Below are 25,714 nucleotides of genomic sequence, written 5' to 3' on the forward strand. Positions count from 1 at the left end.
AACGCGTTTGCGGCGGAGGACGGCACACACGCACCACACCTTGCTTGATGCGCCGAACTTTCCAGGTATGTTTGCTGAATCCCCGCTGAGAAGATCCCTGGACTCGATGTCGATGCTGCCCTGCGGGAGCGGTCTGCCGTAGCGCGGACCGGCAGCGCCGACGACGAACGTGGCCCGGAGGTGGCTGACGCATGGCAGCGTTGCGACGACGCATCATCGACCGGCTCCCGGAGCGATCGCGCGGAGGGCTACGGCGTGCCCGCCGGGCGATGCGGGAGCTGCAAGGCAAAGGGGCCGGCGGGACCAAACCGTCGGTCCCCGTGACGGGGGTCGTCGAGCGGGTCGCCGAGACGCAGATCTCCGGCTGGGTGATGGTGCCGATCAGCGCCGCGCCGACTCCCGTGACACTCCACGTCGGACCGATCCAGCTGTCCAGGACCTACCCGACCCCGGCCGGCTCCCTCGCCGGCATGCGCGTGACCAAGGAGGACGAGGCGGCGCCGTCGGCCCAGGCAGCGTCCACTCATCAGCGGTACGTCGGCGGCGGGGTCGCCGCCGGTCGAGCCGACGGCCGCCGCAATGTCCGCGAGGGGTTCGAGGCGCGAGCGTTCTCCTTCCAGGTCACGGAGATCTGGGCCTACCTGCGCAAGGGCGACCGGCTCGCGGTGCGGTATGCCGGGCAGCCGCTGCCCATCACCGGCCACGGCATGTTCCTGCGGGCGGCCAAGTCCGGCACATTCGACCTCGCCACGCTCCAGCAGCGGCTGGACGAGGGTTACATCCTGACGCAGACCGGCCGGATCCTGCTGTCCAAGCGGCTCGACGAGGAATGGCAGCGAAGGGTCGCCGGGCTCTATGCGCAGGTGCGGGACGTGGTCGGCGATCGCTTCGGGCACGACGTGTTCATCATCTACGGCACGCTGTTGGGATCGGTGCGCGAGGGCGGTTACATCGGGCACGACGCCGACTTCGACGCGGCATACATCTCCGAGCACCGGACCGGTCCGGAAGCGGCGGAGGAGCTCATCGCGATCGCCCTCGCACTGCTGGAAGCCGGCCTCGAGGTCGATATGCGGCAGCGGGTCTTGCACGTGCACGACCCGGAGGACCGCAACTATCGGATCGACTTGTTCCATCTCTACTTCGACCCGGAGGGCCGCCTGCGGTTCCCCTGGGGCGTGGCCGGCACCCGCGGCTACACCAGGGCCGACTACCAGGGCACCGAGCTGGTCGACTTCCCGGGTGGAAAGGTGTTGCGCCCCCGCAACCCCGAACCGCTGGTCGCTCACATCTACGGCGACGACTGGCGGCTGCCCAAACCGGGATTCCACTGGTCGCATGCGCGCACCGACGTCGCCGACGACGGTGTGCTGACGATCCCGCAGCGGGATCGCGTCTACTGGTCCAATTTCTATGCTCGACACAGCAATACCGAGGGCTCGACGTTCTTCGACGAGGTCAGCAAGCTGGACGGCCTGCCGGATGCGGTCTTGGACATCGGCTGCGGCGACGGCCGCGACTCGTGCGCCTTCGCGCTGACCGGCCGCAGCGTCCTCGGCATCGACCAGTCCGGCGTGGCCGTGGAGCGGGCGCAGCTGCGCGCCGAGCAGCTGGGCGTCGGTGAGCACGCCGAATTCGCGGTGTGCGACGTGTCCGACTCCGACGCGTTGGGGACGGCGCTGCGCAGTTTCCGGGACCGGCACGAGGACGGTGTGGTCTTCTACCTGCGGTTCTTCCTCCACTCGATCAAGGCGGACGTGCAGGAGGACCTTCTGTCGCACATTGCCTCCGTGGCTCGCGAAGGTGATCTCTTCGCCGCGGAGTTCCGCACCGACGAGGACGAGAAGCGCACGAAGACGTTCGGCAACCACTACCGGCGCTTCCAGAACGCCGCGGAGTTCCGCACCGCGCTCGAGGGCCGCTTCGGCTTCGACGTCGTGAGCGACCAGGAGTCGGACGGCCTCTCGCCGTACGGCGACGAGGATCCGGTGCTCTATCGCGTGGTCGCTCGCTACCGCGGCTGAGCTGTCGGGTTCTATGACGCCACGGCCGCTGTGTTCACTCCGAGGCGGCGTGCACCAGGATCTGCTGACCGTCGGGGTCGGTGATGGCCAGGTGATCGCCGAACTCCGACTCGTGCAACTCGGCACGCGCACCGGCGAACTGCGCGCGTTCGGCAATGTCGGCAAGGGGAGTGATCGTCTCGAACGACAACTGCACCGCGAACGGGCCTGGTATGACGGGCGGTTCGCCGCCACCGGTGTGGTGCAGGCCGACGGCGCCTCCGGCGCCGGGCAGCGCCAGCTGCGTGAAGTAGTCGCTCGCCTCGCCCACGACCGCGAAGCCGAGGGCTTCGAGCAGCCGTCGGTCCGGAGTCTGGTCGTCGACGAACCGGATCGGCGTCACCTGCAGATCGCCGATGCCCGGCTCGACCCCTGTGCTGGTGTAGCCGTAGAGGTCATCGGATCGACCGTTGATGATCAACTCGTCGTCACCGAGCGTGACCGTGATCGCGCGGCCGTAGGCCTCGTCGTACACCATCGACTCACCTGGACGACCTTCGGTGCCGAAGCCGCTCGCGGCGAGTTGCCTCGCGAGGGCGTCGAGGCCGGTCTCCTCGAAGGAGAGGGAGGTTGTGCCCGGCTGTGCGCCCGAGGCGGAGTCGGCAGCACTGTGCAGCGCGACGGTGCCGCTGCGCCCGCAGAGCACGACCCAGCCGCCTTTGTCGCTCGTGATGCTGACCGAAAGCCCCAGCCCGACAAGCAGATCCGACATTGCGTCGATGTTGTCGGTGAAGCGGATGGGTTGCACGAAGAGGGTCATTTCGCAGCTCCTTGGTCGAGGTAGTCACGCAGTGCCTGCTCGACGAGCGCCGAGAGGCTGAGGCCGTCGTCGATGGCGCGGTGCTTCACCGCACGGATCACCTCCGGGGGGAGATAGACGTTGAACTGGGCTTTGCCGCCCTCCTTGGAATTTGCTGGCATGCTAGCAATTTAAGAAGATAGCGCTCCGGCGTCAAGTGGCGCGCCCTCCGGAAGGCTGGATCGGCCGCGCCATACATAACACTCTGACGCGTCCACAGTTAGAGACGATTATGACTGCGGAAAGGGTGCGGGCTACGATCCCGACCAGGTCATGAGTGTCAGCGCCAAGCCCCGGCTCGCTGACCGGCAACCCTCCTCCGCGGTGGGGTGCCCCGGGTGAGGACCAGGCCGCCGGTGCAGATCGCCGGCTGGCAAGCGCGGGCATCACGAACGTGAGTCCCGCCGCCGAGGGCGGCGCCTGTCGCCTCCGGCGTTTCCTCGAGGCATGGAAGGTCACGATGAGCGACGCAACCCCCAACTGGTCCTTCGAGACGCGGCAGATCCACGCCGGCCAGACCGCCGACCCGGCCACCGGGTCGCTGGCACTGCCGATCTACCAGACCACGTCCTACCAGTTCAACGACACCGAGCACGCGGCAAACCTCTTCGGGCTCAAGGAATTCGGCAACATCTACACCCGGCTGATGAACCCGACGACCGACGTCGTCGAGCAGCGCATCGCCAGCCTGGAAGGCGGCGTCGGCGCGCTGCTGGTCGCCTCCGGTCAGGCCGCGGAGACCCTCGCCATCCTCAACATCGTCGAGGCCGGGGACCACATCGTCGCCAGCCCCAGCCTGTATGGCGGGACGTTCAACCTGCTGAAGCACACGCTGCCCAAGCTCGGCATCCGGACCACGTTCGTGGAGAACCGCACCGACGCGGAGAGCTGGGCGGCAGCGTTCCAGCCGAACACCAAGCTGGTGTTCGCCGAGACGGTGTCCAACCCGAAGTCGGAGATCCTGGACATCGAGCTGGTCGCCGGTGTCGCCCACGACCACGGTGTGCCGCTCGTCGTCGACAACACGATCGCCACGCCATACCTGCTGCGTCCGATCGAGCACGGCGCCGACATCGTGATCCATTCCGCCACCAAGTACCTCGGCGGCCACGGCACGTCCATCGGCGGCGTCATCGTCGACAGCGGCAACTTCGACTTCGGCGAGGACCCGGAGAAGTTCCCCGGATTCAACACGCCGGAGGAGGCCTACCACGGTCTGGTCTACGCGCGGGACCTCGGCGTCGGCAGCCCGCTCGGCGCGAACCTCGCGTTCATCCTGAAGGCCCGCGTGCAGCTGCTGCGCGACCTCGGCGCGGCGATCTCGCCGTTCAACGCGTTCCTCATCGAGCAGGGCATCGAGACGCTCAGCCTCCGGGTCGAGCGGCACGTCGCCAACGCCCGCAAGGTCGCCGAGTGGCTGCAGGAGCAGGACCAGGTCGAGTCGGTCCGCTGGGCGTCGCTGCCGGGCAACGAATACTACGAACTGGCCCAGAAATACACGCCGCTCGGCTCGGGAGCGGTGCTCGCGTTCGAGATCGCGGGTGGCGTCGAGGCGGGCAAGAAGTTCGTCGAGGCGCTCACGCTGCACTCGCACGTGGCCAACATCGGTGACGTGCGCTCGCTCGCGATCCACCCCGCCTCGACCACCCACTCGCAGGGTCCGGACGAGGACCGCCTCGCGGCCGGCGTGACGCCCGGCCTCGTGCGGCTCTCGGTGGGCATCGAGCACATCGACGACATCATCGCCGACCTCGAGCAGGGGCTGACCGCAGCCAAGAGCTGACCAACGACAAACCCGCCGTCCTGATTGAGCGGCAGGACAACGCATTGAGCGGCATACGGAATCAGCCCGATTCCGTATGCCGCTCAATGCGTCGGTATGCCGGTCGATCAGAAAACCAGTTGCCGACGCCGCCGCAGGACGGCGAGAGTGAGCACACCCGCGGCGACGACACCCGTCGCACCGATCGAGAGGAGGCCGTCATGGCAGAAGTCCGGGTCAGCATGCCCGTTTCCATGCACTTCCTCGATCGGAGCACTTCGTATGACGCAACACCCGGAGGCTGCGTCCTCCACTGACACGGCCGACGCGGCCGACCCGCGATTCACCTTCGACTACCAGGAGATCGGCGAGCTGGGCGACAACCAGCGCTGGTCGACCTGGGGCAGCTGCGAACCGCTCAGCCGCGGCCCGCAACCGTGGCCCGACTGGATCATCACCGACGACGCCGCCGTGGACACCGAGCTGGGCATTCTCAAGACCGGCAAGGAAGCCGACGTCTTCCTGCTGGAGCGGTCTGCGCCATTGGACGACCGCAGGGTCGTCCTGGCCGCCAAGCGCTATCGGGACGCCGCACATCGCACGTTCCACCGCAACACCACCTACACCGAGGGCCGCAGGCTGCCCAAGAAGGGCGGCCGGGAGGCCCGCGCGATGGCCAAGAGCACGTCCTTCGGCAAGTCGGTCGCGGCGAGCAGGTGGGCGCGGGCCGAGTGGGAGTCGCTGGTCCGCTTCACCCGAGCCGGACTGCCGGTGCCGTACCCGGTACAGATCGACGGCACCGAGCTGCTCATGGAGCTCGTCGTCGACCACGAAGGCTCACCGGCACCGCGCCTGGCGGCGACTCGTCCTGAACGGAACCTGTTGGAAATCCTCTGGACCCAGCTGTATGACGCCATCAGTGGGCTTGCCTCGATCGGCTGTGTGCACGGAGACCTGTCGGCATACAACCTGCTCGTCGCGGGGGAGCGGCTGGTGCTGATCGACCTGCCGCAGACCGTCGACCTGTTCGGCAACCCCCACGGCATGGAGCTGCTGCAGCGCGACTGTGTCAACGTGGCCGCCTGGTTCCGGGCCCGCGGACTCGACGTCGACGGCGAGGAACTGTTCGGTGAGGTGGTTGCCCGCGCCGTCTGACCGACGGCAAATCGATGCGACGGATGCCGCCGGCGTTTGCGACAATGGGGTCGATCACCATGACCTCACCTGACCCCGCCGCGCCCGCTCGCCGTCGGTCTCGCGGCCCCCGAGGGCGCGGCCGTGGCCCTCAGGGCAAGGGCCGGCCGCCTCGCGAGACTTCGGAGCAGCGCGCCGCGCGGCGCGAACACCGTCGCGCGCTCGTGCCGGCAATCAGTTATCCGCAGCAGCTGCCGGTCAGCGCCGCGAGGGACGAGATCGCCGAGGCCATCCGCGACCACCAGGTGGTGGTGATCGCGGGCGAGACCGGCTCCGGCAAGACCACCCAGTTGCCGAAGATCTGCCTCGAACTCGGCCGGGGGCTGGACGGGATGATCGGCCACACCCAGCCCCGCCGCATCGCCGCGCGCTCGGTGGCCGAGCGGATCGCCGAGGAGCTGGACGTCACGCTCGGCGAAACCGTCGGCTATCAGGTCAGATTCGCCGATCACACGACCAAGGACTCGCTGGTCAAGGTGATGACCGACGGCGTGCTGCTCTCGGAGCTGCAGCACGACCGGGACCTGCGCCGCTACGACACACTGATCATCGACGAGGCGCACGAGCGGTCGCTCAACATCGACTTCATCCTGGGCTACCTGCGGCAGCTGCTGCCGCGCCGCCCGGATCTGAAGGTCGTCATCACCTCGGCCACCATCGACCCGCAGCGGTTCGCCGACCACTTCAGCATCGAGGGGCAGCCGCCGGTCCCGGTGATCGAGGTGTCCGGGCGCACCTACCCGGTGGAGGTGCGCTACCGCCCGCTGGTGCGGGTGGTCGAGACTCTGACGAAGGGCGCAGCGGAGGTTGGGGGCGAGCTTGCGAGCACCCGGCCGAAGCGGAGTTCGAGGAAGAGCGACGAAGAACTCCGTGAGCAGGAAATCGACATCGACCAGGTCACCGGCATCGCCGACGCCGTCACCGAACTCTGGACCGAGGCGCGCGGTGATGGAGGGCCGCAGGACGTGCTGGTCTTCTGCTCCGGCGAGCGCGAGATTCGCGACGCCGGGGACGCCTTGACCGCGCTCGAGCTGCCGTCGACCGAGATCCTGCCGCTCTACGCACGCCTGTCGACCGCCGAGCAGCACCGGGTCTTCAACCGGTCGACGAAGCGGCGGATCATCTTGGCCACCAACGTCGCCGAGACCTCGCTCACCGTGCCGGGCATCCGGTATGTCGTGGACACGGGCACCGCCCGCATCTCCCGCTACAGCCAGCGCACCAAGGTGCAACGCCTACCGATCGAGCCGATCTCGAAGGCGTCGGCGCGGCAGCGGTCCGGCCGGTGCGGGCGCGTCGCCGACGGTGTGTGCATCCGGCTCTACTCGGAGGCGGACTTCGACGCGCGCCCGGACTTCACCGAGCCGGAGATCCTGCGCACCAACCTCGCGTCGGTCATCCTGCAGATGACGTCCCTCGGCCTGGGCGACGTGTCCCGCTTCCCGTTCGTCGAACCGCCCGACCCGCGGCAGGTCACCGACGGCGTCCGGCTGCTGCAGGAGCTCGGCGCCGTCGAGGAGAGAGCGACGCAGCAGCGCCGGAGCCTCACGAGCATCGGCCGCACCCTCGCCGCCCTGCCGGTCGACCCGCGGATGGCCCGCATGCTGGTCGCCGCAGCGGAGAACGGCTCACTGCGCGAAGTGCTCGTCATCGTGGCCGCGCTGTCCATCCAGGACGTGCGCGAGCGTCCGGCCGAGGCCCAGGCGCAAGCCGATCAGTCCCACGCCCGGTTCAAGCACGAGACCAGCGACTTCCTCAGCCTGCTCAACCTGTGGCGCTATCTCAAGGAGCAGCGGAAGTCGTTGTCGTCCAGCGCCTTCCGCCGGATGTGCAAGCGCGAATACCTGCACTACCTGCGCATCCGCGAGTGGCAGGACCTGCACGCCCAGTTGAAGCAGATCGCCAAGCGCCAAGGGCTGACGCCCAGCGACAACCCGGCCGGAGAGGACGCCATACATCAGGCACTGCTGGCCGGGTTGCTGTCGCAGATCGGGTTGCGCGACCCGGACAAACGCGACTACCAGGGTTCGCGCGGCGCCCGGTTCTCGATCCAGCCCGGCTCCACGCTCTTCCGGCGACAGCCCGACTACGTGATGTCGGCCGAACTCGTCGAAACCAGCCGCCTGTGGGCCCGCACCAACGCCCGCATCGACCCGGCCTGGGCCGAACGGCTCGGCGCGCACTTGGTGAAACGCCAGTATTCCGAACCGCATTGGTCTCGCAAGCGGGGCGCGGTGATGGCCGCCGAGCGGGTGACGCTGTATGGCGTGCCGCTCGTCGCCGGCCGGCAGGTCTCCTACGGCAAGGTCGATCCGGAGCTCAGCCGGGAGCTGTTCATCCGCAACGCGCTGGTCGAGGGCGACTGGGAGACCCGGCACGCGTTCTTCCGTGACAACCGCCAACTGGTTGCGCGGATCGCCGACCTGGAGGCCCGCGCGCGGCGGCGCGACCTGCTCGTCGGAGATGACGAACTCTTCGACTTCTACGATGCCCGCATCCCCGAATCCGTGGTCTCGGCAGCCCATTTCGACACCTGGTGGAAGGTGGAGCGGCGGACGAACCCACAGCTGCTCACTCTCACCGAGGACATCCTGCTGCGCGAGGACGCCGACTCCGTCCAGGCGAGCGACTACCCCAAGACGTGGCGACAGGGCGACCTGAAGCTGCGGCTCACCTACCAGTTCGAGCCGGGAGCCGACGCCGACGGCGTGACCGTGCACCTGCCGCTCGACCAGCTCAACCAGGTCACCGAAGACGGTTTCGACTGGCTGGTGCCCGGCATGCGCGAGGAGCTGGTGACCGCATTGATCCGGTCACTGCCCAAGGCGACCCGCCGCAATTTCGTGCCCGCTCCGGACCACGCCCGCCGGGTACTTCCGCACCTCGACCCCGACCGCGGATCCATCACCGACGAACTCGGCGAGGCGCTCCGCGCAGCGACCGGTGTCGCCGTTCCGCCGCGGGAGTGGGACTGGTCCCGAGTGCCTGACCATCTGCGAATCACCTTCCGGGTCGAGGACTCTCGCGGTCGAAAGCTCGACGAGGGCAAGGACCTGGAAGCGCTCCAGCAGCAGCTGGCCGGCAAGGTCCGCGGGGCGGTGTCCCGGGCGGCCGCGGACATCGAGCGCAGCGGGCTCACCACCTGGGGCGACCTGGACAAGCTTCCCGCGACGTACGAGCAACGGCACGGCGGGCGAACCATCCAGGGCTTCCCCGCACTGGTCGACCACGGCGACACCGTCTCCCTCGAGGTGCTGCCGACCGCGTCCGAGCAGGCACACGCCACGAAGGCGGGAATCCGGCGGCTGATCCTGCTCGGTGTGGACGTGCCGTGGAAGCGGATCGAGGGCCTGTTCACCACCCGTCAGCGGCTGGCGCTGGGCAACAATCCGCACGGCACCATGCGGGCCCTCATGGACGACGTCCTCGCGGCAGCCGTCGACGACATCGTGGCGCGGGATCTGCCGGACGGCACGGTGCGCGACGCAGCGCAGTTCGAGGAAGCGCTTCGCGCGGTGCGCCAGCAGGTCGCGCCACGGGTGGTCGCCGTCGTCGAGGCGCTGGCACCGGTGCTCGACCATGCCCGCGAGGTCCGGCTCGCGCTGGACGCGATGACCCAGCCGTCTGTCGCGCAGCTGCGTGCCGAGCTGGAGCAGCAACTGGCCGGACTGGTGCACCGCGGCTTCGTGGCCGAGGTGGGGGCCGCCCGGCTGCGCGACCTGGACCGCTACCTGCGGGCGATGCTCGAGCGCATCGACAAGGCACCGGGCGACCTGAGCCGTGACCGGCAGCGCGCCGAGGAGGTGGCGATCGTGCAGGAGGAACACGCCAAGCTGCTGGCCTCGCTGCCGGCGGCCCGCCATACCGACCCGGACGTCGTGGACCTGCGGTGGCAGATCGAGGAGCTGCGGGTCAGCCTGTTCGCGCAGCGGCTCGGGACGGCCCGGCCGGTCTCACCCAAACGCATCTTCAAGACCATGGACGCCGTGGAGGACGCCACCCGCCGGTGACGGGAATCCCGCGGAGTGCCGCGGCGTTCGCACTGGTGAAGACCCCGATTCCAGGAGTATGTCGTGCAAGACCCGCGAGAGCTCTACCAGCTCGAGACCGACACCCACGCGAGCGCGCTCGGCGCGCACACCATGGTGGTGTCGCTCGGCGGCCTGATCGACGCCGGCAACACCCAGCAACTGCTAACCGCGCACCTGCTCGGCACGCTCGAGCACACGGTCGTCGCGTCGTTCGACGTCGACCAGCTGCTCGACTACCGGGGCCGGCGCCCGGTGATGACGTTCGACCGCGACCGTTTCACCGAATACGCCGATCCCGCGCTGCTGCTCTACCGGATGATCGACGCGGACGGCACGCCGTTCTACCTGCTCGCCGGGCCCGAGCCGGACTACCAGTGGGAGCGGATGATCGAGGCGATCCGCCAGCTGATCCGCCGGCTCGGTGTCCAGCTCGTGGTGACCGCGCAGGGCATCCCGATGGGGGTGCCGCACACCCGGCCGATCGGGATGACGAAGTTCGCCAGCAACCCGTCGCTGATCCCGGACAACGAAGCGCTCTTCGGCGCCGTCCAGATTCCCGGCTCGCTCGACAGCCTCATGCACCTGCGCCTCGGCGAGTCGGGCGTCGACACAGTCGGTTTCGCCGTTCACGTGCCCCACTACCTGGCGCAGATGGACTTCGGCGATGCGGCCGTTACAGCGTTGCACGCCATCACCGGTCTCACCGGGCTCGCCATACCCGCGCAGGAGCTGGCGGCGATCGCCGGTCTCAACCGCGCCGAGATCGCCGCACAGGTCGCCGAGAGCGACGAGGTCGGCGAGGTCGTGCACGGGCTGGAGGAGCAGTACGACGCCTTCACCGAGGGGCTCAAACGGCAGAATCTGCTGGCCACCGAGATGGCGCAGCTGCCCAGCGCCGACGAGATCGGTGCCGAGCTGGAGCGGTTCCTGCGTGAGGAGGAGCCCGACGACCGGGGCAAAGGCTCGGAGGGGCCGGACTTCCTGCGTTAGTCCTTGGCCTCCGACCAGCGCTGCACGACCTTGATGTCGGCGACGAACCGGACCGGCGCGCCACCGGTCCAGCGCCGGGCCGCCGCCTGCAGCGCGTCGTCCACCGCCTGAGCGGTTTCGGTCGCGTATGCCGCGGGCGCGTGCACCAGGAGTTCGTCGTGCAGGCAGAGGACGATGCGGCCGCCGAGCGGCCGCACGGCATCGCGCACGGTGAGCGCCCAGGCCTTGAAGAACTCGGCCGCCGCACCCTGCACGACGGCGTTGCGGGTGAACCGGCCGACCGCACGCCGGCCCGTCACGTCGGACGCGAGCCGGCTGCGGACCAATCGCCCGCCATACGTCATGACCGGCTCGCCGCGTTCGCCGCGGTCCGCCGCCTCGTGCAGGTAGCGCAGCGCCCGCGGATAGGTGCGCTCCATCCGGTGCAGCGCGTCAGCGGCCGGACCCGAGGTCTGCCCGTACATCGCGGCCAGCACCGCGATCTTCGCGGCCGGCCGGTCGAGCTGCAGTTGCTGGGCGACCGTGGCGTAGAGATCGTCCTGGGCGGTGGCCGCCGCGAAATCCGGATCGCCCGAAACTGCTGCCAGCACCCGGGGTTCGACCTGCCCCAGGTCCGCACGCACCAGCACGTGACCGGCGCCGGCGGCGACCGCGGGTCGCAGCGGCGTCGGCAGGCTGTGCAGGCCGGCGCCCGCCGTCATCCGGCCCGCGCCGCCGTCGCACGCGGTCCACGACCCGCGCAGCCGGTCGTCCGCACCGACGAAGCGGTCCAGCCACGACCAGCCGTAGGTGGTGGCGATGCGTTCGGCCTTGCGCCACTCGAGCAGCGCACCGATCACCGGGTGCACGTCGCGGTAGGGCCGCAGATGCCACGCCCGGGTGTCGTCGACGCGAACCCCCAGCGACCGCAACAGCTCTCGCACGTGCGCCGGATTGCGCAGATCGGTCCTGCCGCGGCCCGGCACGTGTTGCAGCACCAGTTGGTCGCGGGCCGCCCGGATGCGTGCGGCATGCTCCTCGTCCCGCGGCCGGGGGCCGGCGACCGCGGTGATGAGTTGCTCCAGCACCGGCCGGTCGATCGGCAGCCCGTGCTCGGTCAGCTCCACGCACAACAGGGCGGCACCGGACTCGCTCGCCCCCGTGCTCACACCGTGCGGCCGGGTCGTCAGGAGCTCCTGCTGCCGACCGGCCGTCGTCAGCGCCAACCGCGCCAGGTCGGCCACGTGCTCCGCGCGCCAATCGTCCTGCACGTAGGAAGGATTCAGATAGCCGTCGACGGTCAGCACCGGCTCGTCGTCCGGAGCGAGGTCGAACAGGTCACCTGACGCAGGCGTGGGCCGCCCTGCGGGGTCCAGACCGGCCGCAACCGCCCAGATCTCGTCGGCGCCCGCCTCGAATCCGCCGACCAACAGCCGGTGTGCCTCGGTGAGATCCCAGGACCGGCGCACGTGCACTCCTGCGCGCACCAACGGGGCAGCCGCCTCACGCGCCGACCACCACACCCAGCGCGGCGGATCGCCGGCGGACGTCTCGGTCTCCGCGACGAACCGGACCACGTCCGCCACGGCTCCCTCGACGGGGATGCCGTCGGCGGAGGCGCACACGGCTCGATCGCCGTGCACGACAACGGCATACAGCGCACCGCGCATCCCGTCGCCTCCTTCGCAGACCCAGCCCGGACACAATCATTGCGGCGAGCCCCGACAGGGCCCGCCGCAATGATTGTGCTCGGTGCGTGAATCACTCAGCCGTCGCGGTCCACCGCTGGCCGGCCACCCCCTTGTCCGCCGACTGGGTGACGCCGCTGTCGGTGCCCGCGGTCAGCGCGAGGCCACTGTGCACGGCCTTCAGCACCAGCTGACCGCCGTCCTTGGTGACCAGCCACCGCTGATTGTCCGTGCCCGTGCAGGTGTACTGCCCGACCGTCTGACCGTCGGTCTTCGAGCTGTAGGGCACGTCGACGCACTCACCGGTCCCGGCGTTCTTCAGTTGATAACTGCCGTCCTCGGCATTCCGCGTGACCACCCACTTCTGCGTCGCGTCGCTGCTCGGGTCGCTCATGGTGAGCAAGCCGAGGTCACCGGTGGTCGCGGTCAACGCCTTGCCACCGGTCGTGAACGCGTACTGCCCGTCCGGCAGCGGCGGTGCGACGACCTGTTGCGTCCCGACCGCGAGGTCGAAGACGTGGAAGGCCGAGTTGGACGGCAGGGTCACCGCGACGACCTTCTTGGCCGGGTCGATCGCGAGTGTCGAGGTGTAGACGCGGTATTCGGTGGTCGGGTATGCCGGGCCGGTCGGCGTGTTCTTGCCGAGGGTGCGGATCGCCACCTCGGCGCCATAGCTGTTCTGTGCCAGACAGCACCAGTTCGGCATACCCACCGTGCCGGAGGACGTCGTGCCGTCGGCGTAGTAGACGGTCGCGGCGCCACCGGCGGAGCCGCTGGTGCCGGTCCCCAGGAAGGCCAGTGCGTTGCCGATGCCGCTCACCGAGATCGTCTGACCGCCGCCGGTCACGTTGTCCTTGGTGCCCGGCGTGACGTCGGGCCAGGTGAAGTCGAAGCCGTTCGCCGAGACCTTGGCACCGGGCGTTGCCCCTTGAGCCGCGAGCTTCTCGGCGAGGAAACTCGATCCGCCGCCGTCGATGTTGCCCGGTGAGGGATCGCTCGACGCCGTGATGCCGATGTTGTTGTATGCCGCTGCGGCGCTCGCGTAGGCGACCGTCGTGGTGGCTCGGTCAGTCACGGTCAGCGGGGTGCTGTGCGCGTTGTAGGTCACGGCCGCGGTCAGGTCGACCGAGCCGGGCTTCGCATCTGCCGGTGGCGTCAGCGTGTACTTTGCGGTGAAGGTCGCGCCGTTCTGCAGACTGCCCACGGTCGTCGGGCCGTTCGCGCTCAACGTCCAGCCGGCCGGTGCGGTGACCTTCGTGGCCGTGACGTCCACCGGCTTGCCGGTCTCGTTGGTGAACTGTGCCGAGACCGGACGTCCTTCACCGGCAACGGAAATCGCGGCCGGAGTGAGATCCAGGCTGACGTCGTGGTCCTCGGGGTGGGACCCGCCGACCGCTCCCGCGCCGGTGATCCGGACCGTCGCCGGAGCATCGGTCGACAACGACGCGGTCTTGACATGCGTGATGCCCGTCGTGCTGTCGTAGAACCAGCCGGAGTCGGCCGCGTCGAGCGCCTTCACTGAATCCTGTTCGACAAGAGCGGCTTTCCCGACGGTGATGGTGTCGGGCGTCTCGTCCGTGTGGACGGTCAGCCGGTAGTGCCGTGTGGTGGGCTTGCCGTCATACGACCCGGACAGGGCGCCGATGCCCACCTCGACCGGGCCCCGGCCGGTGACCGGAGCGGTGACGTCGAACTTCTGGGTCGCGGACTGGCCCTGCAGGGCTGCCTGACTGCGACCGTCGTCCTCGTAGTTGGTGAACGACGTGTTGCCACTGGGATAGACGTCCAGGTCGAGCTGGCCGGCCTTCTTGCCGGCGGCCCAGTCGGTGGTGCCCTTCGGGAATTGCGGCACGATCGCGCCGGCTTTGACGAAGAGCGGCAGGGTGTCCAGTGGCGCCTGGTAACCGTTGATCGTCTGGCCGCCCTGATAGATCCGGCCGGTCCAGTAGTCGATCCACTCGCCCCTGGGCAGGTAGATCCCGTCCCGCACGTTGGTGTCGGAGTAGACCGGTGCGACCAGGAAGTCGTCGCCGGCGAGGAATTCGTACTTCGCCGTGTCACCCCAGGTGTTCGGGTCGTCCGGGTAGTCCAGGTAGAGCGGCCGGGTCGGGCCGATGCCGTTCTTCGTCGCGCCCATCGTGTAGGTGTAGAAGTACGGCAGCAGCTGCTCGTGCAGCATCAAGTACTTCCGGTTGATGGAGGTGTAGGGCTCGCCATACGTCCACGGCTGCTTGTCGTTGTTGGCCCAGCCGCTCATGGCGTAGGTCATCGGCAGCATCATCTTCCACTGCAGATCGCGCACATAGGTCTTGGCGCTGCCGCCGAAGATGCCATCGACGTCGCCCGTGGTGACCGGCTGACCGGACATCGTGGAGCCGGCGTACGTCGGGATCTGCCACTTGATGTAGTCCCACGACCCGGACTGGTCGCCGGACCACATGGCGCCGCAGCGCTGGGTGCCCGCCCAGCCCTCGATGGTGAGGACGGTGGCGCGGTCGGTCGAGTTGTCCTGGACGCCGTCGCGGGCCTTCTCGCAGGCGTCCAGACCGAAGCGGTAGCCGGGGCCGACCCAGGCGACATCGGTCTTGCGGACCCGCACACCGGCCGCGACCTCGGACTTCTGCTCGGTCAGGTCGCGCTGGGTCCACAGGCCGAGCTCCGCACCGTGCTGGTGCAGCATGTCACCGGTTTGCGCGAGATCCTCGTATTCGCAACCGTATCCGTCGTTCACGAGCATCCAGCCGAGTGGCAGATCGTGCTTCTTGTAACCGTCCGCGACCGCTGTCGAGTCCGGAAGGGTATGGCGCTCACCGCGATTCGCGTTGTGCAGATAGCAATCCGCGTCGCCCAGCTCCAGCGCATACATCGGCAGCGCCAGCGGGCGTCCGGTCAACTCGGTGTAGTCGTTGATGACCTGTTTGGCGTCGCCGACGAAGTAGTAGGCGTCGAAGCGCTGCTCGGAATGCGTGGTGGTGACGGCCGATCCGAAGTCGTAGGTGCCTGGAGCGAAGGTGTCGCGCAGCACGCCATACCCGTTGCTGGAGATGTAGAACGGCACGGAGTTGGGCTGCCCGCCCTCGTCCCAGCCGTCCTTCGAGATGGAGATCTGCTGGCCGCGGTGGCTGAAGCTGCCGTTCTGCATGCCGCCGCCGAAGTACTGCTCGGTCGGGCCCTGGGCGAGGTGCTGCGTGGTGCCGGCGGAGTTCCACGACAGGGGAGCGGTCTCCTGCCACAACAGCGTGCCGTCGGCGCGCGTCATGGTGAGCGTGGCCGGCGACTTGGTGACGGTGAGCTTCGCGGCCGAGGTGGAGATGACGTATGCCGACCCCGTCTCCGTGAGATTCGAGGTGGCACCGCGGTAGTCGGTCTTGACCACGATGTTGGCGTCGGGCGCGCTGGGATCGCTCGGCTTGGTGTTGGCCGGGTCGGTGAAGGTCCCTCGGGCGCGACCTCGACCCGCCACAGGTCGGCGTCCTCGACCGTCACCCGCAGCCGAGCATCGCCGGCGCCGAAGACGTAGCTGTTGCCGTCCCGGTGTGCCGAGGTGATGGTGCCCAGTTGACCGGTCGCGGCGGACGCGCTCGGCGTGAGGGCCGCGAAGCCGGCCAGGGCGAGGACAGCGGTGCCTACCACCGCAATCCATCGCCGCAAATGTTGCTTGAACATGATTGGTTTCCTCCGATTCGATCACAAACGCGCGACTTCCGTGACCTTAGAGGATCCTGCACGTCGGATGGGAGGTTCGCGGCCGTCGAGATGTGCAAACCCCGCACCGCCGAAGCGGTGCGGGGTTCCCTTGTCTCGCCAGGCGGTCAGCTCAGTGCTGGTCGCCCTGTTGGTCGTCGCCCTGACCGGACTGACCCTCCGGCTGCTCATGCCGCGGCGTCCACGGGTTGTCCTGCCGCGGCTGCTGATCGTCGCCGACCGCCGGCACGGCGGTGGTGGCCTGCTCATGGATGTCTTCGGCATCGCCGGCCGGCTGCCCGCCGGTCGAGAACGGCAATCCCGAGATCGCCTGCGTCGGCTCCTCGGAACGGTCACCACCGTAGGACGGCTGACCCTGTTGCCCGCCCGTCGACGGAGCGGGCGAGCCGCTCTGGTAGCCGGGCTGCTCGTAGGCCGGCGTCGACGCCTGGCCGTAGGACAGCCGATTGACGTCGTCGCTGGAGACGGTCTGGGTGGGGGCTTCGGAACTGTCGCTGCCCGAGCCCCAGCCGGACTGCTGCTCCGGACCAGCCGATTGCCCACCCTGGCCGGTGACGTCGTCGGAGGACACCGCCTGGGTCGGTGCGTCCGAGACATCGCGCGGCTGCTGGGGTTGCGGGGCCGGTTGACCGTAGGACGGCTGCTGGCCGTAGGGCGCCGAGCCCTGCTGTCGGTAACCGGACGGTCCCTGCTGTCCGTACTGCTGCTGGCCGTAACCCTGCGGCTGGCCGTAACCCTGCGGCTGGCCCTGACCATAGCCGGGCTGGGCGTATGGCGTGCCGCCCTGCTGTTGACCGTAGCCCTGCTGGCCGTAGCCTCCCTGCTGACCCGGTTGTCCGTAGCCGGACTGACTCTGCGGGGCATAGGGCGCCTGCTGACCGTAGCCGCCCTGACCGTAGCCCTGTTGCCCTTGCTGGCCGTAACCCTGTTGCCCGTAGCCGCCCTGACCGTAGGGCTGCTGCTGGCCGTAACCGGGGAACTGGCCCTGTTGCTGGCCGTAGCCCACCTGCCCCTGCTGCTGGCCGTAACCCGGCTGGGCGTAGCCGCCGTGGCCGTAACCGGCCGGGCCTTCGGCGCCACCTGCGCCGGCCGGCTGACCGCCCTTCTTGCCGAGCAGGAAGAGCAGCGCCGCACCCACCAGGCCGAGGACGAGCAGGATCACTCCGATCACGATGCCGGCGGTGTGGAAACCGCCGCCGATCTGGTCGGCACGCTTGCCGGCAAACAGGGTGCCGGAGTTGCCGGTGCAGGTGACCGTGCCCTTGGACACCGTGCTGCGCGCGACCTCGTAGTACTTCGTGCCGTCGGCGCTCACCGAGAAGTCCTTGGTGGGCCGACCCAGCGTCGTGCCGTCGACCTTGCAGAACGTCGCGGTCCGGTCGGCAGCCGTCTTGCTGTAGACCGAGAAGCCGCCGTTCATCGACAGCGTGCTGCCGTTGGGGAACTGGGTCAGCTTCACGCTGGAGCCGCTGAGCAAACCGATGATCAGCAGCACCAGTCCGATCACCGCGACGACCGCGGGCACGGCAAGTAACTTCTTATTGCCCAAGGAGTTCATATGGCGAAACCTAACGCATTCGGTGTCGGTGTCGTGGGCTCCCGCGCGCCGCGTCAGCCGGCCAGTTGCGCCCGGGTCTGCCGCTTGATCCTCGAGAGCATCGCAACCATGCCGCGCATCCGCAACGGGGAAACGGCCTCGGCGAGCCCGAACCGGAACGGCACGTCGTCCGGCACGTCGAGCACGGTCGCGGCCGGCTGCCCGTCCAGCCCGGTGTGCAGAATGCCGGCGAACCCGCGGGTCGTCGGCGCCTCCCTCGGTGCGTTGAAGAAGAGGTGGACGGTGCCGTCGGTGACCTCGACCGCCAGGAACAGCGGCGTCTGGCACTCGTGCACCTGCTCCAGCTGGTCGGGATGCTCGGCATACCGCGCGGGCAGCTCGGGCAAGTCCTCGCTCAGCTCCAGCAGCAGCTGCAGCCGGTCCTTGGGCCCGACCGCCGCGAAGTCGTCGATCAGCTCGGCGAGCGCGCCGGGAACGTCACTCGCGTCCGTCATACCTTCTGCTCACCTTTCATCTGTCGCGCCTCTTCCCTCGCCTCCGGGCCTCACTGCGTTCGTGTCCTCACCTCGGTCGGCGCTCCCTGTTCAACCGGCACCCGCACCGAGTTCCCCCACTCCGTCCACGAGCCGTCGTAGTTGCGGACGTTGCCGAAGCCCAGCAGCTGCGTCAGCACGAACCAGGTGTGCGACGAGCGCTCGCCGATCCGGCAGTAGACGACGACGTCCTCACCGGGCTGCAGCTGCTGTTCCTTCTGATAGAGGTCCTCGAGGTCGGCGCGGCTCTTGAACCGGCCGTCCTCGCGGGCCGCCTTGCCCCACGGGACCGACCGGGCGCCGGGGATGTGACCGCCGCGCATCGCGCCCTCCTGCGGGTAGTCGGGCATGGCGAGCAGCTCACCGGTGAACTCACCAGGGGAGCGGACGTCCACCAGCGCATTGCCCAGATGGGCGAGGACGTCGTCCTTGAAAGCACGGATCGGCGCGTCGTTGCGCTCGATGACCGGGTAGTCGGCCGGTTCGGCGGTCGGCACCTCCCGGGTCAGCGGGCGGTCCTCGGCCATCCAGGCGGAGCGGCCGCCGTCGAGCAGGCGAACGTCCTCGTGCCCGAAGAGGGTCATCACCCACAGAGCGTATGCCGCCCACCAGTTGGACTTGTCGCCGTAGATGACGACGGTGGTGTCGCGGCTGATCCCGCGCTCGGACATCGCCTTGGCGAAGCCCGCACCGTCGACGAAGTCGCGGGTGACCGGGTCGTTGAGGTCGGTGTGCCAGTCCAGTTTGAAGCTGCCGGGGATGTGGCCGGTGTCGTAGAGCAGGACGTCCTCGTCGGACTCCAGGACGACAAGGCCAGGGTGGTCGCCGGCGAGTTGCTCGGCCAGCCAGCCGGTGGTGACCAGGCGCTCCGGATGTGCGTAGTCAGCGAGCTCGGGGCTCGGATCGGTGGGGTAAGCCATAACGCCACGTTACGCGCCCCCGTCGTGCGGGTTCACCCGGCGGTATGCCGCGGGTCGTGCACGGCGTCGAGTGCGGCGGTGGCGGCTGGCAGGATGGAGGAATGTTCGGCGCCAAGAAGAGCAAGAAGAACGGCAACCAGCCCGTCCCGCTCGACAAGGGTCCGCTCGGCGGCACCGCCCTGAGCCTCGCGCAGCGGCTGATCTCGGTCGGGATCGACGGCAAGGCCGGGTTCGACGATGCGCAGCAGGTGGCGGAGGAGGCGCTCGCGAAGTTCCCGGCCGACCGGGAACGCGCGATCGACCACGTCGTGTCGCAGCACCGCCGTCTCGCGGCGAGCGCCGGCTTCGTGACCAGCCTGGGCGGGTTCGTCACCATGGCCGTCGCACTGCCGGTCAACCTGGCCGGTTTCTACGTGATCAACACCCGGATGGTCGCGGCCATTGCGCAGCTGCGCGGCTACGACCTCGCCGACCAGGGGACGCGCACCGCCATACTTTTGACGCTCGTGGGTGGCGACGCCGACGACGTGCTCAAGAAGGCAGGGATCGTGAGCACCGGCCGTCTGGCGAACCTCGCGAGCAGCCAGCTCCCACCGCCGGCCGTCATGGTGGTCAACAAGGCCGTCGGTTTCCGGCTGATCACCCAGGTCGGCGACAAGCTGTTCACCAAGCTCGGCAAGGGCATCCCGCTGGCCGGCGGGGTGTTGGGTGCGGGGCTGGACGCGTTCCTGCTCTCCCGCATCGCGAAGGGTGCCAAGGCGGAGTTCCCGCCCCGCGACCGGCTGCTGCGCGCGGGGAAGCACTGACCATGGCGCGTCTGCCCAGCCTGCGCTGGGCTGCCATGCGCCGCATCTCGGACGCGCTGCAGGACGCCACGGAGCCGGGCGGCCCGGCGGTCGCAGTGCGGGTGGCGTGCCTGCCGCGGATGACGAGGGCGGTCGCTCGCGGGGAATACACCGCGATCAGCCCCGGGCATCTCGCGCTGCTGGCGGCGGCCGCCGCGTATGTCGTCTCTCCGGTCGACCTGCTGCCGGAAGCCCTGGTCGGGGTCGTGGGTCTTGCCGACGACGCCGTCGTGCTGGCCTGGCTGGCCCGGACGCTGGCCCATGACACCGACCGCTTCCTGGAGTGGGAACGGCGACGGGGCGACACGATCCAGGGCGAGCGGCTGTCCTGACGCACCTCGTCCACATCCCGGTTCCGGCGGAAGACGCCGTGCACAACCCCGCCTCGAGAGGCTGGGGCGGTGGGCCGACGCGCCCGCAGGCTGCGAGGCATGGCATCCCTGTGCAGCATCGGCGAGATCATCGCCTACCTCCCCTACCAGCTCGGTTTCGTGCCCACCCATTCGCTGGCGGTGATGGGGATGCGCGACCACAAGATCGTGGTCACCGCCCGTGTCGACCGCCCCGACAGCGGCGCCGCGGTCGGGACGGCCCGGCACATCGCGGCCGCCTTCACCCAGGTGCAGCCGGACGACGTCCTGGTGCTCTGCTACGACGGCTTCGGCGCGGCCGACCGGCTCTTCGTCATGGAGTTGCGGTCGCTGCTCGGTGAGCTGGCTGCCCAGCTGTCCCACGTCGCGCACGTCCGGGGCGTCGCCGAGTGGCGCGCCGAACAATGCGGCTGCGGCGACTGTCCACGGGAATGGCAGCCGGTGCCGCCGGCCGCCGGTGTCGAGCCCGTGGCCGAACGCGTCGTGCAAGGTGTCGTTCCCGCACGGAGCAGAGCCGAGCTGGCGCACCGGCTGGAGATCCGGCACCCGCTGGTGGCGCGCGCGGTCGACGCCCGGCTCGCCAGTCCTGAGCCGCTGGAGATCCGCACCGCCGAGGTGTTGCCACCGGTGCTGGTGGACGGAGGCACACCGGTCCACCGGCTGCCGGTCGACGTGCTCGCGGCTGCGTCGGTGGCGGTGCAGGACGTCCGGATCCGGGACGAGGTGCTGTCCTGGCTGATGCCGGACTTCCTGCCGGGCGACATGGTGCAGGCCGGCGACCCGATCGACCCGCACCACCTGGGCCTGCCGCCGATATGGCTGCGGGACGTCGACTCGTTCGACGACCCGGTGGCGACCGTCGCGCATCGTCTGGAGGAGTGGGTGGCCTGCATCCCGCACGCGCTCAGCGTGCCGGTGCTGCTGCTGGCCGCTGGGCTGCAGTGGACCACCGGCAACGGCGTCGTGGCCTGGCTGGCGGTCGAGCGCGCCCTGGAGATCGATCCGACCTGCCGGCTGGCGCGGCTGCTCGAGCGAGCGCTGGACGCGGGACTGCGGCCGACCCGTCCCGAGCAGCGTCCGGCGTGAGCTGCGAGCTGCTGCGCGCGCGGCCCGCCCCGTGAGACGCCGGGGTTGCTGCTTCGACGCCGTCACCCGATTTTGCTACCGTCATACCCGTCATGAGTCCCAGCGTCCGCTGACCTGACCTGCCGAAGCGCGAGCACGGCATTCGTCCACAGCGGACACAGCCCCGGCTGGCTGGGCGGCAACCCTCCACCGCGGTGGGGTGCCCCGGGTGAGGACAAGGCCGACCGCATCGTGCGGCTCGGCAAGCGCGGGGCCACGCGGCCCCTTGGGGCTCGAGGAGTGGCAGGTGACCGTCATACATCCGGCGACGCAGTGGTGCGCCCCGCCGCGCGACGCGAACCCCGACGCGCGAGCGATCCGGCTGACCGACGTCGTCCTGGAGAGCGGCGAGGTGCTGCCGGAGGTCGTCGTCACCTTCCAGACCTGGGGGCGGCTGGCACCCGACGCCGGCAACGCGGTGCTCGTCGAGCATGCGCTCACCGGCGACTCGCACGTGGTGGGCGACGCCGGACCCGGACAACCGACCCCCGGTTGGTGGCCCGGTCTCATCGGACCGGGCCGGCCCCTGGACACCGACGAGCTGTATGTCGTGGCGATCAACGTGCTCGGCGGCTGCCGCGGCACGACCGGGCCCGGCTCGATCGCCCCGGACGGGAGGCCATGGGGTTCCCGCTTTCCCCGGACCACGATCCGAGACCAGGTCGCGGTCGAAGCGGCCGTGGCCGACGTGCTCGGGATCGACGCGTGGTTCCTGGTGCTCGGCGGCTCGATGGGCGGCATGCGGGCGATCGAGTGGGTCGGCGGGCATCCGCAGCGCACCGGTGCTGCGCTGGTCCTGGCCAGCGCGGCGCACGCGACCGCCGATCAGATCGCCTGGGGGCAGGCACAGAACCTCGCGATCACGTCGGACCCGGACTATCTGGCCGGCGACTACTACGGGACCGGCCGCAGCCCGGACGCCGGGCTCGGCATCGCCCGCCGGATCGCGCACACGACCTACCGGTCCGCCGACGAGCTCAACGGCCGGTTCGGCACTCGGGCCCAACCGGGAGAGGACCCGTTCCGCGACGGCCGGTTCGCGGTGGAGAGCTACCTCGACCACCAGGCCGGCAAGCTGGTCGGCCGCTTCGACGCCGGCGCCTACGTGCAACTCACCGCGGCGATGGCCACGCACGACGTCGCGCGCGGCCGCGGCAGTCTGGCGGAGGTACTGGGCTCCTACCGTGGTCTGCTGCGGGTCGCCGCGGTCGACTCCGACCGGTTGTTCCCGGTCGCGCTGTCCGAGGAGATGGTCGAGGCCCATGGTCGCGGAAGGGTGCGGCTGATGCGCTCCGGCCACGGGCACGACGGCTTCCTGATCGAGACCGGGCAGGTGGCCGCCATCGTGACCGAGACGGTTACCGACGCCCGCCGGCACCAGGAAACGGTGCCCGTCGCCGGCTGACGTGACGTGCGTCACCTCACCTGGCGCCCGCGGCCGGCACCGGTCCGGTACCGTCGGCCGTATGCCTCCCCGGACGGGGTGTGCTGGAAGAGGTGATCGCACAGTGGCTGTCGTCGTCGGATATGTGCCGACCAAGGAGGGCGCCGCGGCGCTGCGGCGCGCGGCGGCCGAAGCTGCGGTGCGCGGCACCCCGCTGGTGGTGCTGGACTCCGCGCGGTCCGAGGACGAGGAGCAGGCGGCTGATGCCCGCGCCCAGCTGGAACAACTGGCCGATCAGGACGTCAGCTACGAGGTGCGCACGGTTTCGGCTGGCCAGGACGCGACCGATGAGCTGCTCCGCATTGCGGAGGACGAGTCGGCGGATCTGCTGGTGATCGGGCTGCGCCGCCGGTCGCCGGTCGGCAAGCTCATCCTCGGCGCCAACGCGCAGCGCATCCTGCTGGACGCAGCGTGTCCGGTGCTCGCCGTCAAGCCTTCCCAATAACTGCAACGCGACGGATCCGCTTGTCAGCCAAGCGTTTTGCGGAACCGCACCGCTTGGCTGCCGCCCGCGGTGACGGGCCGATGGAATGTTCTGCGCCGCGACTCGTTTTATAATGGTGATGAAGTGCTCGCAACCGGGTCGGACCAGCCCGGTTCAGCGGTCGCCTCGCAACCCCAACCTCGGTCAGCCGTCGTCCCCGGACGGCAACGTAGTGGTGTCCGTAGACCTGCGGGCCGACAGTTTTGGAAGGTAGTTGGTGGACCCCGTGTCGAAAACCCCCGCAGCCCCGGCCTTGCCGGCGGAGTTCGCGCATCCCGCGCTGCAGCAGCTGATGGCCGCCGGCCTGGCGAACGGCTCGATCGACAGCACGCAGCTCAAGGGCGCGCTGGAGGCCAGTGAGATCGCGCCCCAGCGGATGAAGACCGTGCTGCGTGCACTGGACGAGCAGGGCATCGCAGTCACCCTCGACACCGAGCACGCGGCCCGTGCGGTTGCGACGACCACCACCCGGCGGGGCACCAGCCAGAAGGCCGCGAAGTCCACCGCGAAGAAGGCGACCGCCGGTGACGGCAAGGACGACGACGAGAAGCCCGCGGCCAAGAAGCCCGCGGCGAAGAAGGCCGCGCCGGCCAAGACCGCCGACACCGAGCTCAGCGACGACGAGGTGGCCGAGTCGGCAGCCTCGAAGCCGGCGGCCAAGAAGGCTGCGGCGAAGAAGGCTCCTGCCAAGAAGGCCGCGGCCGGCCGGAAGAAGGCCGACGAGGACGAGATCGAGCTCACCGACGAGGAGACGCCCGAGTCCGACGCCTTCGTCATCCGGCAGGACGACGAGGACGACGCGCCGGCCCAGCAGGTCGTGACCGCCGGTGCGACAGCCGACCCGGTCAAGGACTACCTGAAGCAGATCGGCAAGGTCGCTCTGCTCAACGCCGAGCAGGAGGTCGAGCTCGCCAAGCGCATCGAGGCCGGCCTGTTCGCCGAGGAGAAGCTCAACTCCGGCGAGAAGATCGACATGAAGCTCAAGCGCGAGCTGTGGTGGATCGCGCAGGACGGCAAGAAAGCCAAGAACCACCTGCTCGAGGCCAACCTGCGACTGGTGGTCTCGCTCGCCAAGCGCTACACCGGCCGCGGCATGCTCTTCCTCGACCTGATCCAGGAGGGCAACCTCGGTCTGATCCGTGCGGTCGAGAAGTTCGACTACACCAAGGGCTACAAGTTCTCGACCTACGCCACCTGGTGGATCCGGCAGGCGATCACCCGGGCGATGGCCGATCAGGCACGCACCATCCGCATCCCGGTGCACATGGTCGAGGTCATCAACAAGCTGGCGCGGGTCCAGCGGCAGATGCTGCAGGACCTCGGCCGCGAACCCACTCCGGAAGAGCTCGCCAAGGAGCTCGACATGACGCCGGAGAAGGTCGTCGAGGTGCAGAAGTACGGCCGCGAGCCGATCTCGCTGCACACCCCGCTCGGCGAGGACGGCGACAGCGAGTTCGGTGACCTCATCGAGGACTCCGAGGCCGTGGTGCCGGCCGACGCCGTCAGCTTCACGTTGCTGCAGGAGCAACTGCACTCGGTGCTCGACACCCTGTCCGAGCGCGAGGCCGGTGTCGTGTCGATGCGCTTCGGTCTCACCGACGGCCAGCCCAAGACGCTGGACGAGATCGGCAAGGTCTACGGCGTCACCCGCGAGCGGATTCGGCAGATCGAGTCCAAGACGATGAGCAAGCTGCGGCACCCGTCGCGCTCCCAGGTCCTGCGCGACTACCTGGACTGAGCCTTCATCGCGTTGAGCGGTCAGCTTGCGCATAACTCGCGACCGTCGCGACTTGTGCACGGGCAGGACGTGAAACCTGCGCATAACTCGCGACCGTCGCGACTTGCGCACGGGCAGGACGTGAAATCTGCGCATAACTCGCGACCGTCGCGACTTGCGCACGGGCAGGACGTGAAACCTGCGCATAACTCGCGACCGTCGCGACTTGTGCACGGGCAGGACGTGAAACCTGCGCATAACTCGCGACCGTCGCGACTTGCGCACGGGCAGGACGTGAAATCTGCGCATAACTCGCGACCGTCGCGACTTGCGCACGGGCAGGACGTGAAATCTGCGCATAACTCGCGACCGTCGTGACTTGCGCACGGGGCCGTCGTCCTTTACCGCACCAACTACTGGACGCACGCGCGATTTCAGTCATCCACGCCTGACGTCCAGTAGAAAGTGCGCTCCGCCGCACCAACTACTGGACCTCACGAGTCCGG

18 protein-coding genes and 2 riboswitches are annotated in these 25,714 nt (G+C 69.2%); of the genes, 11 read left to right on the plus strand and 7 right to left on the minus strand.

Features of this window, described 5'->3' with window-relative positions; all coding sequences use genetic code 11:
• Positions 1-191 precede the first annotated feature (191 nt).
• Positions 192-2,024: a class I SAM-dependent methyltransferase gene (locus ACN8HC_RS05355; protein WP_490073842.1), complete on the plus strand. Its 1,833-nt coding sequence runs from the start codon at positions 192-194 to the stop codon at positions 2,022-2,024.
• A gap of 34 nt (positions 2,025-2,058) precedes the next feature.
• Here the strand turns inward: ACN8HC_RS05355 and ACN8HC_RS05360 are convergent, their stop codons facing one another.
• Positions 2,059-2,823, minus strand: a complete 765-nt coding sequence (locus tag ACN8HC_RS05360) for a hypothetical protein (RefSeq protein ID WP_490073843.1) — start codon at positions 2,821-2,823, stop codon at positions 2,059-2,061.
• Positions 2,820-2,984 carry a ribbon-helix-helix domain-containing protein gene (locus ACN8HC_RS05365; RefSeq protein WP_490073844.1) on the minus strand — a complete coding sequence of 55 codons (165 nt, stop codon included), beginning with the start codon at positions 2,982-2,984 and terminating at the stop codon, positions 2,820-2,822. Before ACN8HC_RS05365 ends, ACN8HC_RS05360 begins: the two co-directional genes overlap by 4 nt.
• Before the next feature lie 147 nt (positions 2,985-3,131).
• A riboswitch (SAM riboswitch) is annotated at positions 3,132-3,248 on the plus strand.
• A 74-nt stretch (positions 3,249-3,322) separates the two neighbouring features.
• Between ACN8HC_RS05365 and ACN8HC_RS05370 the strand changes: the two genes are divergently transcribed.
• The 4 genes from ACN8HC_RS05370 (at position 3,323) to ACN8HC_RS05385 (ending at position 10,839) form a co-directional block, all read left to right on the plus strand.
• Positions 3,323-4,645, plus strand: coding sequence for a bifunctional o-acetylhomoserine/o-acetylserine sulfhydrylase (locus ACN8HC_RS05370; protein ID WP_490073845.1), 1,323 nt, complete (start codon positions 3,323-3,325; stop codon positions 4,643-4,645).
• A 261-nt stretch (positions 4,646-4,906) separates the two neighbouring features.
• The gene (locus ACN8HC_RS05375) at positions 4,907-5,779 is read left to right on the plus strand and encodes a serine protein kinase RIO (protein ID WP_490073846.1); all 873 of its coding nucleotides are present in this window, start codon (positions 4,907-4,909) and stop codon (positions 5,777-5,779) included.
• Between the two features lie 44 nt (positions 5,780-5,823).
• A complete protein-coding gene (gene hrpA, locus ACN8HC_RS05380; RefSeq protein ID WP_490073847.1) occupies positions 5,824-9,828 on the plus strand; it encodes an ATP-dependent RNA helicase HrpA in 4,005 nt (1,334 codons plus the stop codon).
• Positions 9,829-9,891: 63 nt separating this feature from the next.
• Entirely contained in the window at positions 9,892-10,839 is a 948-nt protein-coding gene (locus ACN8HC_RS05385) for a PAC2 family protein (RefSeq protein ID WP_490073848.1), read from the plus strand.
• On the opposite strand, the gene ACN8HC_RS05390 is transcribed toward ACN8HC_RS05385, so the two are convergent.
• The 5 genes from ACN8HC_RS05390 to ACN8HC_RS05410 form a co-directional block, all read right to left on the minus strand.
• Positions 10,836-12,488 (minus strand): DNA polymerase, encoded by a 1,653-nt coding sequence (locus ACN8HC_RS05390; protein ID WP_490073849.1) that lies wholly within the window; start codon positions 12,486-12,488, stop codon positions 10,836-10,838. The genes ACN8HC_RS05385 and ACN8HC_RS05390 overlap by 4 nt on opposite strands.
• Positions 12,489-12,579: 91 nt before the next feature.
• Positions 12,580-15,969 (minus strand): TIM-barrel domain-containing protein, encoded by a 3,390-nt coding sequence (locus ACN8HC_RS05395; RefSeq protein WP_490073850.1) that lies wholly within the window; start codon positions 15,967-15,969, stop codon positions 12,580-12,582.
• Positions 15,970-16,323: 354 nt separating this feature from the next.
• Positions 16,324-17,769 (minus strand): hypothetical protein, encoded by a 1,446-nt coding sequence (locus tag ACN8HC_RS05400; RefSeq protein WP_490073851.1) that lies wholly within the window; start codon positions 17,767-17,769, stop codon positions 16,324-16,326.
• A 53-nt stretch (positions 17,770-17,822) separates the two neighbouring features.
• Complete coding sequence (locus ACN8HC_RS05405) at positions 17,823-18,263, minus strand: SufE family protein (protein ID WP_490073852.1); 441 nt, start codon at positions 18,261-18,263, stop codon at positions 17,823-17,825.
• Positions 18,264-18,313: 50 nt separating this feature from the next.
• Positions 18,314-19,222, minus strand: a complete 909-nt coding sequence (locus ACN8HC_RS05410; protein ID WP_490073853.1) for a sulfurtransferase — start codon at positions 19,220-19,222, stop codon at positions 18,314-18,316.
• Positions 19,223-19,266: 44 nt separating this feature from the next.
• Between ACN8HC_RS05410 and ACN8HC_RS05415 the strand changes: the two genes are divergently transcribed.
• The 6 genes from ACN8HC_RS05415 to ACN8HC_RS05440 all read left to right on the plus strand — a co-directional run bounded on the left by ACN8HC_RS05415 (position 19,267) and on the right by ACN8HC_RS05440 (position 25,229).
• Complete coding sequence (locus tag ACN8HC_RS05415) at positions 19,267-20,028, plus strand: EcsC family protein (RefSeq protein ID WP_490073854.1); 762 nt, start codon at positions 19,267-19,269, stop codon at positions 20,026-20,028.
• 2 nt (positions 20,029-20,030) lie between these two features.
• Positions 20,031-20,399, plus strand: a complete 369-nt coding sequence (locus ACN8HC_RS05420; protein WP_490073855.1) for a YkvA family protein — start codon at positions 20,031-20,033, stop codon at positions 20,397-20,399.
• 99 nt (positions 20,400-20,498) lie between these two features.
• Positions 20,499-21,524: a DUF4192 domain-containing protein gene (locus ACN8HC_RS05425; protein WP_490073856.1), complete on the plus strand. Its 1,026-nt coding sequence runs from the start codon at positions 20,499-20,501 to the stop codon at positions 21,522-21,524.
• Between the two features lie 136 nt (positions 21,525-21,660).
• A riboswitch (SAM riboswitch) is annotated at positions 21,661-21,778 on the plus strand.
• 32 nt (positions 21,779-21,810) lie between these two features.
• Entirely contained in the window at positions 21,811-22,968 is a 1,158-nt protein-coding gene (gene metX, locus ACN8HC_RS05430) for a homoserine O-acetyltransferase MetX (RefSeq protein ID WP_490073857.1), read from the plus strand.
• A 103-nt stretch (positions 22,969-23,071) separates the two neighbouring features.
• A complete protein-coding gene (locus ACN8HC_RS05435) occupies positions 23,072-23,452 on the plus strand; it encodes a universal stress protein (protein ID WP_490073858.1) in 381 nt (126 codons plus the stop codon).
• Between the two features lie 331 nt (positions 23,453-23,783).
• Positions 23,784-25,229 carry an RNA polymerase sigma factor gene (locus ACN8HC_RS05440; protein WP_490073994.1) on the plus strand — a complete coding sequence of 482 codons (1,446 nt, stop codon included), beginning with the start codon at positions 23,784-23,786 and terminating at the stop codon, positions 25,227-25,229.
• Positions 25,230-25,714 lie beyond the last annotated feature (485 nt).

Source organism: Flexivirga sp. YIM B11880 (genome assembly GCF_058148645.1).